General features: G+C 45.2%; 10 protein-coding genes. 7 read left to right on the plus strand and 3 right to left on the minus strand.

The genetic code is table 11. From position 1 onward, the window contains the following. Positions 1-94 precede the first annotated feature (94 nt). The 7 genes from GVN20_RS03810 to GVN20_RS03835 all read left to right on the plus strand — a co-directional run bounded on the left by GVN20_RS03810 (position 95) and on the right by GVN20_RS03835 (position 8,369). A complete protein-coding gene (locus GVN20_RS03810) occupies positions 95-1,162 on the plus strand; it encodes a DUF3500 domain-containing protein (RefSeq protein WP_166557034.1) in 1,068 nt (355 codons plus the stop codon). Between the two features lie 78 nt (positions 1,163-1,240). Further along, on the plus strand, positions 1,241-2,749 hold the full coding sequence (locus tag GVN20_RS03815) for an agmatine deiminase family protein (RefSeq protein ID WP_166557035.1): 1,509 nt from the start codon (positions 1,241-1,243) through the stop codon (positions 2,747-2,749). A gap of 25 nt (positions 2,750-2,774) precedes the next feature. Beyond that, complete coding sequence (locus GVN20_RS03820; protein WP_166557036.1) at positions 2,775-3,500, plus strand: hypothetical protein; 726 nt, start codon at positions 2,775-2,777, stop codon at positions 3,498-3,500. 48 nt (positions 3,501-3,548) lie between these two features. Further along, positions 3,549-3,740, plus strand: coding sequence for a hypothetical protein (locus tag GVN20_RS29530; protein WP_206023187.1), 192 nt, complete (start codon positions 3,549-3,551; stop codon positions 3,738-3,740). 68 nt (positions 3,741-3,808) lie between these two features. Further along, positions 3,809-5,557, plus strand: coding sequence for a lipopolysaccharide assembly protein LapB (locus GVN20_RS03825; protein WP_166557037.1), 1,749 nt, complete (start codon positions 3,809-3,811; stop codon positions 5,555-5,557). A gap of 174 nt (positions 5,558-5,731) precedes the next feature. After that, positions 5,732-7,894 (plus strand): polysaccharide lyase family 8 super-sandwich domain-containing protein, encoded by a 2,163-nt coding sequence (locus GVN20_RS03830; RefSeq protein ID WP_166557038.1) that lies wholly within the window; start codon positions 5,732-5,734, stop codon positions 7,892-7,894. Between the two features lie 127 nt (positions 7,895-8,021). After that, complete coding sequence (locus tag GVN20_RS03835; protein WP_166557039.1) at positions 8,022-8,369, plus strand: hypothetical protein; 348 nt, start codon at positions 8,022-8,024, stop codon at positions 8,367-8,369. Positions 8,370-8,516: 147 nt separating this feature from the next. On the opposite strand, the gene GVN20_RS03840 is transcribed toward GVN20_RS03835, so the two are convergent. The 3 genes from GVN20_RS03840 to GVN20_RS03850 are packed head-to-tail and all read right to left on the minus strand — an operon-like array spanning position 8,517 to position 12,062. Further along, positions 8,517-8,750, minus strand: a complete 234-nt coding sequence (locus GVN20_RS03840; protein WP_166557040.1) for a hypothetical protein — start codon at positions 8,748-8,750, stop codon at positions 8,517-8,519. A 57-nt stretch (positions 8,751-8,807) separates the two neighbouring features. Continuing rightward, positions 8,808-9,716, minus strand: coding sequence for a dihydrodipicolinate synthase family protein (locus GVN20_RS03845; protein WP_166557041.1), 909 nt, complete (start codon positions 9,714-9,716; stop codon positions 8,808-8,810). 3 nt (positions 9,717-9,719) lie between these two features. Then, positions 9,720-12,062, minus strand: a complete 2,343-nt coding sequence (locus GVN20_RS03850; RefSeq protein ID WP_166557042.1) for a hypothetical protein — start codon at positions 12,060-12,062, stop codon at positions 9,720-9,722. Positions 12,063-12,126: the final 64 nt, after the last annotated feature.

Below are 12,126 nucleotides of genomic sequence, written 5' to 3' on the forward strand. Positions count from 1 at the left end.
CATTAATTCCTTCATTATCTTGAATAATTTTCTATTAATTCTTTCATTACCTTGGTATGCCAAGTAAGCCAATTACTCCTAAACCTCTTTCCTAATGAAAATACTTTTTAAAGTCCTCATTTTGAGTCTTATTGTGACATTGAAAGGCTTTTGTCAAGCCAATCAACCCCTTGTACAAACCGTAAATTCTTTTCTCAATACGCTCAGTGCGGATGAGATGAAAAAGACGGTATATGATTTCAACGATAGCTTGCGCTACAAATGGACCAACCTGCCCGTGGGCCTGATGCCTCGGCCAGGTATTGCCTACGGCTCGCTTTCCGACAAAAGTAGATTGGCTTTTCATCGGGTGCTTTCGGCCATGCTCAGCTCGCAGGGATATTTGAAAACCACCAGTATTATGGCCTTGGATGATATCTTAAATTCACTTTATCAACAGTCTTTTGATGAAGGCAAAATTGACCAAAAGCTCCTGAAACGGATGCAGGATTTTAAGTGGGCTTACGGAAATTATTTTGTTTCCATCTGGGGCAAACCCGACACTAAAGCACCTTGGGGACTCAATTTTGGGGGACACCACATGGCATTGAGCCTCACTTCTGACGGCAAGAACATCACCATGTCGCCCTATTTCATTGGTACCGACCCTTCCGAAGTTAAGTTTGGAAAATATTCAGGCCTGCGGGTGTTGAGCAAAGAAGAAGACTACGGATTTATGTTCATAAACTCACTTACGGATGCCCAAAAAGCGGTTGCTATTTTGAAACAAGACGTTCCTAAAGACATCATCACTTCACCGCAGGCCAAGCAGCGTATTGAGGGGTACTACGGCATTGCGGCCAAAGAGTTGAACGAAACGCAAATGACGATTTTCAAACTATTGATTCAAGAATATACCCATAATTTTGAACATGAGAAAGCCCATCAGTTGATGGAGAAAATCATGAAATCGGGTATCGAAAAGGTGTATTTTGCTTGGATAGGAAGCCTCGACAACAACAAGCCCCACTACTACATCATCCACGGACCTGATTTTTTGATTGAATACGACAACGTGGGCTTTCAAAACGACGGTAATCATATTCATGCCATTCTTCGGGAAAAAGGCAACGATTTTGGCGCAGATATTTTGCGCCAACACTATAAAACATCCAAACATTGAGTTTTGAGGCGGCCTTTACTCATCTGGATTTGCAATCGGCTTTCCTAAACTTTTTCTACACTTATTTACAAAAGCAGGATGATGAAATCTCAATCTATCCTATTACTGTTTTTATGTCTTTGGTCAGCCTGTACAAGTCAGCAAAGCAATCACCCGTCGAGCCTTGTTGATAATTACTACACCCAAGCCAACACCAACCGAACCGCCGCCGAATGGGAACCTGCCAAAGGCACAATGGTAGTGTGGCCTTTGGGTGTGCCGTACAAATTGGTGGTAGAATTAGCCAAAGACAATCACCTTTACACGTTGGTCGCCAACGATTCTTCCAAAATCGAAGCCCAAAAATGGTACGACAAATGGGGCATTGCGGCTGCCAACAATACATTTGTACAAGCTCCGCAAGGCATAGACGCTTGGTGGACGAGAGACTGGGGGCCAAGCGCCATTTTTACACCCGATGGCACCATGAAGCTCGGCGACGGCAAGTACATTTTTGCTACCCCCAACACCAAAATAGGTTGTAATGATTCTTTAGAATTTATCTACAAAGACCAAGAAAACAGAATTGTCAAGACCGAAACCGACGACAACGCCACCCTACCGCTGGCCAAAGGCTTGAATATCGGGGTGTTGGACTTACCCTTTATCACCACGGGTGGCAACGTCCTGACCGATGGACTCGGCACGGCGTTTTCCTCATGTATCTTGCTGAATGAGAACAAGTTTTACGGGGTTTCTAAAGACAATTTCTTTCGCCTCAATAAAGAATTGGCAGGGTTTGGAACGTATCATATTCTTCCCAATTTTGAGAAACGGGGCATCCAACACCTTGACTGCTTGATGAAACTCCTCGACGAAGAGCGCATACTGGTAGCCGAGCCACCCACCGACCATGAGCTGTACGCCGTTTATGAAAACATCGTTGAGAATGAATTGAAAAAATTGAAATCCGTCTATGGCCGCCCTTACCAAATCATCAGAATAAAAACGGGCCGATACGCCAAAGAACAGTTGGCGGCTTACACCAATTCGATTATTGTCAACAAAACCATTTACGTGCCGCTGTTTCAAATCAAAGAAGATAACGCAGCTCTCCAAACGTGGCAAAAAGCCATGCCAGGCTACACCGTCAAAGGATTTACTTTTGCATTGAAAGACGAGCCCATCGTCTCGAAGGCCATGCGAGAACACTACAAATCAGGCTACGGCTGGAACTTTGGCGATGCGCTGCATTGCCGCACCCGTGCGGTGTGGGACAGTCAGATGCTTTACATCACTGTCAAGAGGTTGCCCGCGAAAGTAGTCTCCAAAGAGCCCTTGACTGTATATGCAACCATTATAGATTACAGCAAAAAAGGGTTGGAGGCGAAAGCCCAAAAATTGTATTGGCGCATCAAAGGAGAGCAAAATTGGAAAGAAGAAGCCCTCAAACCCACCGACATTGACACGCATTTTGCGGCTACCATTCCGATTAATACCCCCCAAAAAACCATCGAATATTACATCTCAGCGGCCTCAAAATCAGGCAAAACAGAAACTATGCCGCGCACGGCACCGATGGGGTTTTATACGGTAGAAAGACGATAATTTGTTTAACCTTTACACAACCTCAATGAAACCTACTCAATCCATCAATTACCGCTACATCACCATTGCCTTTATTGTCTTCTTTTTGTTGGCAGTAGTTGGCTTCTGGAACTCTTACTTCACTAAAATTTTTGCCCAGGAAAGCTACCGAATGCACGCCCACGGCATTGCCCTGATTTTGTGGTTGGCTTTGCTCATTATTCAGCCTTATTTGATTCGGACCAAAAAAATAAAGCTTCACAAAACGCTCGGGAAATTCTCGTACCTCCTCGTTCCTATCTTGGTATTCACCACGCTGGACCTGTTCAAATACAGTTTATCAAAAACGGACCGGCTGGGAAACGTTGACAATTCTTTCGTGGCGTTGGTCCTCAATGCGTTGATCGCTTTTTTGATTTTTTATGGATTGGCCATTTATCACAAACGCAAAGCCAACATCCACGCTCGTTACATGATCTGTACGGTGTTTCCAATGTTTACGCCCATCACCGACCGCATCATTGTCCATCATTTCCGGTCGTTGATTGCCTATGTACCCACAATTGACACCACGCCGGTGATTCCAGTCATAGGTTTTCTGATGGCCGACCTTATTTTGGTGGGGTTGAGTATTTGGGATATTCGCTCAAATAAGCGGTGGAATATTTTTCCAGTTGCCTTAGTCATTTTACTACTCTACCATTTTTCGGTACTCAACTTTTACAAATACCCTTTTTGGCAATCGTTCTGTGAGTGGTTTCATGCCGTTTAATGAGGGTTCGGAATTTACTATTAAATTATCTCTTAAAACCAACGGATGATGAAAACCCTAGCCTTCTTTCTCGCCCTTATAAGTAGTTTTGGTTTTAGCCAAAACAGAAAATTAATTGATAGCTTAAAATACGAAATTACCATAGCAATAGCATTAGAATATGGCTTAAAAGGCAGTTTCGGATTTAAAAAATTAAAAGACTATTTGGGTTCTATTGAGAACTATCAGAGACGATGTTGACGGTAGTGCTATCTACTCAAACCCATTGATAACGAATATATTAGTATTTGTCTTAAAATAAATCCAATATGAGAAACTCTACCCTGCTCCTTTTTTGCTTTGCCGTTGGCTTTGTCTTCACCGCCCACACAAATGCCTACACTCAACACGACCACCACGTGGACGATACCAAAAACAGCCATAATCACCTCGCCCACATGCAGGCATCACGAAAACAAAATTTTTATATCCACACCCTCCCAAGCCCCAAATTGATGACAGGAATCGGGGGCTCAAAAATGAAGATTGAGACCAAATCCGAAAAAGCCCAACAGTACTTCAACCAAGGACTTAACCTATTGCACGATTTTTGGGATTTTGAGGCCTACCGCGCCTTCAAAGAAGCCATTCGGCAGGATTCTACCGCCGTGATGCCGTATTGGGGACTACTCCAAACCCCTGGCCCTGAGGAAGACAGCGTACTGACAGGTCAGAAAAAAAATGCTGTAAAACAATTGAAAAAGCTACTCAAAACCGCCAACGAACACGAAAAGCTGTATGCCGAACTGGCACTTTTGGACGATTCGCTCAAAGAAAAAGCCTATCCAGAAATGCTCAAAAAGTACGAGATGATTGTCCATAAATTTCCCGATGATATTGATGCTAAGTTGTTTTTGGCCTTAGGCAAAATGAGTGGTTTTGATACGAACATGAACCCAAACGAGGGACAACTATACAGCGAGTTTTTGCTCAAAGATGTACAACGCCTTGAACCCAACAACCATGCTTTTCATCACTATTGGATTCACCTCATGGAACATTGCTGCCCTGAACGTGCCTTAGCAAGTGCCGATATTTTGGCATCACTTGCCCCCACATCAGGCCACATTGTCCACATGCCAGGGCATATTTACAACCGAGTGGGAGATTACAAAAAAGCCTACGATTCGTTTGTGGCGGCGGTAAAAGTGGATTCGGCTTACATGAAAAACGAGGGCATTCAGGAAGTGGACAACTGGAATTATATCCACAATATCAATTACTTAATTAACAACTGCGTCCACGATGGCAGACACAATGAAGCGTTGTATTATGCCGAAAAGTTGAAAAACATGAAGGTAGATAGAGCCAGAAAGGAAATTTATGATGGTACTTTTTTTAACCAAGGCACATTGGCACCCGCCAAAATGGAAATAGCTTTTGGTAACTGGAATAAAGCTATAACTCAGCTTGAAAAAGTGATGAATACTGACTCCGCTTATAGCTTTGCCAGTATGGAATTTAAAAATTGCCTGACATTATTTGCAAAAGGAATAGAAGCCCTTGATAAAAACAATGTGGGCGATGCCATTCAATATTCTAATAATTTGGATGCCATCTTGTGGCGCAATGAAAAGCAATCAGGAAAAGACAGCACCTTAGACCAAAACTTCGGTCGGTTTTCTTGGGGGTATCAAAACACCTTAAACACCGCAAGTTTAGAGTTACAAGGCTACATAAAAAGTGAACAAGGCAATTATGAGCAAGCGATAAAATTGCTCGAAAAAGCCCACAAAAACGAATTAGAATTGGGTTATGGAGAACCGCCTTTGTACGCCCGACCTGTAGCAATGAACTTGGCAAAAGCGCATGAAAAAGCGCAAAAATGGGATAAAGCCATCGAAGTTTATACTTCGCTGCTCAAACGATTTCCCAACAGTGCCTACGTTTATCATGCCATGCTCAATGTGTATGTTCAGAAAAACGACCCCGCCAAAATCAAGGACTTGGAAATCAAGCTAAAAGAGGCCATCAAGTACGGCGATAAGGGTATTTATGCTATAGTCAAGAAAAAGTGACAGATTATCTCTTGGCGGTGGCAGATGCTCGACATTGGATTATAGACACTTTTTCGGAGAACTCGGGCTGCGGTTTAGAAGCTGGTCAAGTAAGTTCGTTATCAAGCCTTCTTTTCTATCTGAAGGGCCGTTCTCCCATGGCCAATGAAACCCTAATCCTCCAGTTTATCCACCATGAAACAAAGTATCAAGGCATTATTGATGGTCCTGTTTGGTAGCGTGTTTGCTACTTTTTGCCACGCCCAAAATAAAGATTTAGAAACCATCAAAGGGCGAATTGTCACCGAATTGATGAGCAGCAACGTCAGCGATAAGGCCATAGAAGCCATCATCGCCAAGATGAACGAAGACGGCAGTTTTCAGGGAATCAACTACGCCGACCTCAGCCGAACCGCGAGCTTTCCGCACGGAGGCCACACCCGAGATCTGGTGTATTTGGCCAAGGCGTATAAAACTAAAACCTCGGCATTTTATCAGAACAAAAAAGTCAAAGACTTGGTAACGAAAGGGTTGGAGTATTGGGTCAAACATGATTTTGTGGGCGACAACTGGCACGACAATCAAATTACTACTCCCACCAACTTGGGGAATCTGATGTTGGTCATAGGCGATGAACTGCCCAAAGACTTGGTAGAAAAAGCCCAACCCATGATTGGTCGGGCCAACATGAGCGCGTCGGGTGCCCGTCAAAGCGGCGACCGAATCGTGATTGCAGGGATTCTGGCTAAAAATTTGCTCTTCAGGGGAGATGCGAAGGAGTTTGACAACATCATCAAAATCATTGAAGGCGAAATGAAATTTGCGACGGGCGAGCGCGGCATTCAGCACGATTATAGTTTTCACCACCGCGTCGACCGCGTCAATAATACCTCCTCCTACGGCTACGGAAAATACGCTAACGCGTACGGCGAGTGGTCGTTTTATGTGGCTGGCACCAAGTATCAGTTTTCCAAAGAGAAAATAAATCAACTCGTGGACTATTATTTGGACGGGATTTATAAACAAATGGTGTACGGTGTCTACGAAGACATCAGCGTAAAAAACCGCAGTATTTCCCAGAAAGTAGCTTCTTTTCAGCCGCAAAGCACCCTCGAAATCGAACGGGTTTTGGTCAGTACCGATTACCGTAAAAAAGAGTTAGAAGAAATCATTCGGCTCCGAAAAGGAGAAGCCAAACCTTCTCAATCGTTCGCCAAATTCTTCTGGCAAACCGAGCATTTTGTGTTTCAGCGGCCCGGGTTTTACACCACCGTCCGGATGTTTTCTACCCGCAACCGCAACATGGAAGAGCCCTACAATGGCCCAGGCAAAACCACCCACCACCGCGCCGACGGCACCAACTACCTGATGCTCAAAGGCGACGAATACCACAACATTTGGGCCGTGTACGACTGGCAAAAAATATCGGGCACTACCATCATGCAAAAGGCCAAATTGTACGGTCCGGAAGACATTCAGAAAGAAGGGTTGACGAACTTTGTGGGCGCCGTGACCGATGGGTTGTATGGAGCCGTAGCCTTTGATTTTAAAAGTCCGCACGATATGACCGAAGCCAAAAAATCGTGGTTCTTTTTTGACGAAGAATACGTGTGTCTCGGCACCGACATCAAATCAAAGCCCGATTTGCCCGTTGCCACCACCATCAATCAGGTATTGATGCGAAGCGACGTAACCGTCATGCAGGACGGCACCAAAAAGACCCTCCCCCAAGGCAACCGAGTGGCCGAAAAGGTGAAATGGGTTTACCACGACAAAGTAGGGTACATTTTCCCCGAGCCCACCACCATCAACCTGTCTAATCAGCCAGAAACGGGGCGTTGGTCGGACATTACGGACCAGAAAAACATCAGCAAAGAGGAGGTCAAAGAGGACGTGTTTAAACTGTGGTTCAATCACGGAAACAAACCCAACGGCGCGTCTTACCAATACATTGTCGTGCCCAATGTATCGGAGCAACAATTGGCCGGCAGCGCGAATCGTTCTATCGAAATCCTTTCCAACACGCCTGATTTACAGGCCGTAAAACACACTAACTTAGGCATCATTCAATTGGCTTTTTATAAGAACGGCGAAGTGGAAATTACCAAAGGCTCAAAACTGAGAATGGACAGCCAAGGCATGGCAATGCTCAAACTAAACGGCAATCGACTGAAAGAATTAACTCTCGCCGACCCTTCGCGGAAATTGAGCCGTATGACCGTCACCGTGCCGGGCATGTACACCGCTAAAGGAGAAGGCTATTTTTCCGTACCAGACAGCAAGCAAAATACTACTTTATTGGTGGTAGACTTGCCGCAGGGAGTCTATGCGGGTAAAAGCGTAAGTGTAAAATTGTAGGGAGAAACGTTCTCGGCGCCGTTTAGTGCCGTTAGTGCCGTTGAGGGTGTTTTTCACCCTCAACTTGTTTCATAGGAAGGGCTTGGCGGTGAAGACACCCAAAGGCGCAAAATAACATTGATTGAAAATGAAGCAAAGATGGATTATAGTGCCCATAGATAAAAATGCAGAACAGGCATTGGACTATAATAAAGCTACAGAAGAACAATTAATTGAATCAAGTTTAACTCCTGACGAATTTGTTTTATTGGAGTCGCTTGGAATATTTCAGCTAATTAATGAAGAGGGAAGTTCCAATATTGATGATTATGAAGATGATTTTGTTTCTGAAGAGGAGGCTATTAAAAAAGTTATCAAGGCTCTACGCCTTAAAGAGGCTACGCTTGATAAAGATTTGTTACCATTAGTAGCTAAAATAAGAACATTGTTTGAGAAAGCACTTATTAGAGGAACAGGTGTTTATTTTTATTTCTGATTTTTTCACAAAAGAAACTTGGCGGTGCACACACCACAAAGGGGATATTTTCACTCAACTGTGCTTTTTGAAAACTCCACTATTGACAATCAAACAGTTACGGAAATTTGACACAGTTAGTTGAAAAGACCCCACAAAGGGCATAAATTACCTTTTTAGCCATTGCTTTGCTTCTTTCATTACGTCAGCGTGCAAAATACCTGTCCCTCCATCTGCACTTTTTTTGGCCTGATTTAATCTTTCCAAGACTGTTTTTTCCTCATCTGTCAACTTTTGCTGCATAAACCAATCTAAAGACAGATTGAGGTCAATCAGTTCGGAAACATTGTCCAAGGCATCTATTTTCTTATGAATCTCCGCTTTCAATTCTAAAGTTGACATACTTTTACTGTTTTATTCTTTATCAAAGATAACAGAAAAGTTCTTTTCAAATGCTACTTATCCTTCTCTCAACTCCGCTTCCATCGCCATCACTCGCTCAATCAGCGCCTCTGCGATTTGCTCATGAACGGCATCAAACGGTAAAAGCGCCGCCCGCGAATTGGGCGTGCTGTAAATCCCCTGGCGGTGCAGAAGGCGTTTGAAGAAATGAATCGAAATATCGAGGTGTTGGTTGGAGAAACTCAACACGGGGAGCAACCGATAAAACAAGGCTTCTGCTTTTTCGATTTCTCCCGTTGTGAAGTACTTGAAAATGGTCGTGTAAATCAAGTGCATGCCCGTGGGCATAAACGCGTGAACGCCTCGTTTCAGGCCCTCTATCATCTGCGTAACGGCCCAGCCGCCGCTCAAATGAAGTTTTCCGTCGGTCAATGCCAAAATTCGGCTGTATTTCACACCCGCAGGAACGGTTTCTATTTTCAGACTGCGAAAGGCGTCTACTTCATTGAAAAGTTCCAAAATAAGCGTATCCGAAAGACCCACACCGTTGGCATCCCAATCCTGCAACATGATGATTTCGGGACCGAGGGCAGCTAAGTCGTAAAACTGCTTTTTGAATTGGGTTTCGTTCTCAAACGGAATTTGAAACAACACGTGTCGGCAACCCATTTGCACGTAATGTCGCACCATTTCGCATTGGCGAGCGGCGTCCCTTTCTCCCGCGCCTGCAAAAACAGGAACGCGTCCCGCCACATCCTCCGTCACGATTCCCACCATGCGCAGCCGCTCCGCTATTGTCAACGAATACACCTCCGACGCCATCGCCGGCACCAAAAATCCCGCTACGCCCGTCGCCAAAGCATATTGTACATTTCTTCTCAGCGAAGCTTCATCAATACGATTCTGCCCATCAAAAGGTGTATTCAAAACGGTAATAATGCCCGAAACAGGCAGCAGTTCTTTCATATCTTACTGTTTCAACAACCAAACATCCGAAATCTTAGACTGCTTGCGCCAGTTTAGATGCGACTCTTCCGGCTCATCAAACGTGACGTGCAATTTACCATCCTGCGTGAGCGAAAGCGGCACAATCCATTCTTTCACACTTTCGGTTTCGCGGTTATAAACGGTCGGCTGTAAACGATGGTTATCTACCCGTAACAAAGCTTCGCCTTCGCCTACTACCCGAATAATATAGCGCGCGCCCGGTTGCAGATTATCATAGACCAATTCCGGACATTTCTGAAACAACTGCGATGAAAGCCGCGCCCGACTGAAACCGTCCTGCCACCACGCCACGTCGGTCGCATCTTCGGAGACCGTCTTGACGCGCGGGCCTTTGGCCACGCTGGATACATCGTCGTAAAAACTTCCCGGCCCGGGGTTTTCCCACGTACTGATGGTTTTGAGTCGCTGCAATTTGGCTTCGTTGGAAGGCAACGCGCTGATTTTCTTAAATTCATCGGCCAACCACCAACGGTTATTGAGTGGATAGTCCACCAAATCCAGCACCGCCCCGCGCTCGTAGCCTTTGGCCTTGTGCTTCGGTACGCTCGTTTGCAGACCGATGGAAAGGTATAAATCGGCACACAATTGCTCGATTTTCTGACGCAGTTCGGGAGCGATGTTTACTTTATCGGCTTGGTTCACCGTTTCCAACGCCGCGTCCATGGCCTTTTCTGTGCCTGTTTTCTGGGCTTCTGAAAGTAGTGCATTCGCCTGTCTTTCAAGCGATTGCTCGTAGGTTAATCTGCGTTTGATGTAGGTGTCATAATAAGCCCGCAGCAACAGCATTTGCCAACGCCAGTTGCCTTTTAAGGTTGGATTCGTGGTTTCGAGATTTTTCCAAAATGCAAACGTTGCCTCTACGCCTCCGTTTTGAGAGAGCGGCCCTTTCCAGTTATTTTCCAGCGCTGCAATCCCGTCGGCAGCGGATTCTGTGACGTTTTTCCCAAAAAAGAAATTCGTATAATCGGTCAAAATTTCGCGGACATCCATCTGTGGGTCCCAACCGCGCATACTCCAGATTACCTTGTTGACATCATCGTGGCAACCGTCGGAATACGAGACAAACCCATCCGTAAACGGCGCGTAGGTTTGGTGGATTTCGGCAAAGGCGTACGGACGCGGATTGGACGCTTCGCGCCCCAAGGTGAGGGCGTAAGCTTGGTCCCAACCGCGCACTGGAAACTCGCACCGGACGTTGTGTGTAATATCCGGATACTCGCGGTGTTGGTATTTTTTAGGTAAACGATAACGCGTCTCTGCCATCGGCGGGCTGCTTGGTCCGGAGACTACGCCTTGTAGCCAATCGGGATTATTTTCGGCCAGATAACGATAAAAATAATCTACCTGTTCCACACTAAAGCCCTGCAATGAAATCCAAATCTTAGCTTTGGGATGGTATTTGGTGAGAATTTGGTGTAAGTCTTTCAAAAACGGCATTACCTCGCTTGGGTGATTGTCGCCAGGGTCGCCGCCAGGTACAAAAATATGGTCAAGGCGCGGACAGTTCTTATAAAATTCTTCGTGCAATTTGAGTTCGGCGGTGCGTTTTTCTTTGTCGGTCAACTCAAACGTCACAGGTGTCCAAACCCAATAATCCATGTCGTACAGTTGGCATAATTCACCCATTTTAATGCGCATTTGGGACGCGGGAATCTTAAAATGCGGATTAGGTTTTTCATCTTCGTGAAACGGAATTCCTTCTACGGCATTGGTGCCAAAAATCGCTAACTCCCTGAAATACTGCTCGTACTGCGCCACACTCCACGCATCGTACGAGTTGGCCGTATGCCGATACCCCAATTGATGCCCCCGAATGGGGTATGCTGGCGAGGAAGCAAAATCCACTTTAGTATCCAACTGCGCCACACCGTTTGCTAACTGAAGTTTTCGCAATAACCAACCCGTACCAAACAAAACCCCGCGCGCATCGGCTCCGATGACCCATAAAATACCACCTTTTTCATTGGTTTCACTTAGCACTCGAAAACCTTCGGTTTGGTATTCTGCGTTGCTTTTATCGGGTCGGGTAGGAATCTTTTTTTCTAACAATTCACGGTCACTGGCAAGAACAAGCGCCACCGTTACTGCATTTGTTTTAGGCCAAGCAGTTGCTGTTTTAAGTGTTATATTGGTGCGCTTGGCAATTTCTTCCGTCAACATTCGTGCGGCAGTTTCTCGTATGGGGGAAGGCACCGAAGGTGCAACGATAACCGTCGCATTTTTAAAGTTGATGGGCTGAGCGTTCAGCGTCAGTACGCTGCAAAGAAGGAGGCCAAAGAGATAAAAAGTATTTTTAGAAAACATGGGTTTGTGAATCAAATGAATGTTGTTGTAGCAGACTTGGAAAGTTTCAAAAACTTTCCAAGTC

Origin of the sequence: Runella sp. CRIBMP, from assembly GCF_009905605.1 — a bacterium.
Lineage (GTDB): Bacteria > Bacteroidota > Bacteroidia > Cytophagales > Spirosomataceae > Runella.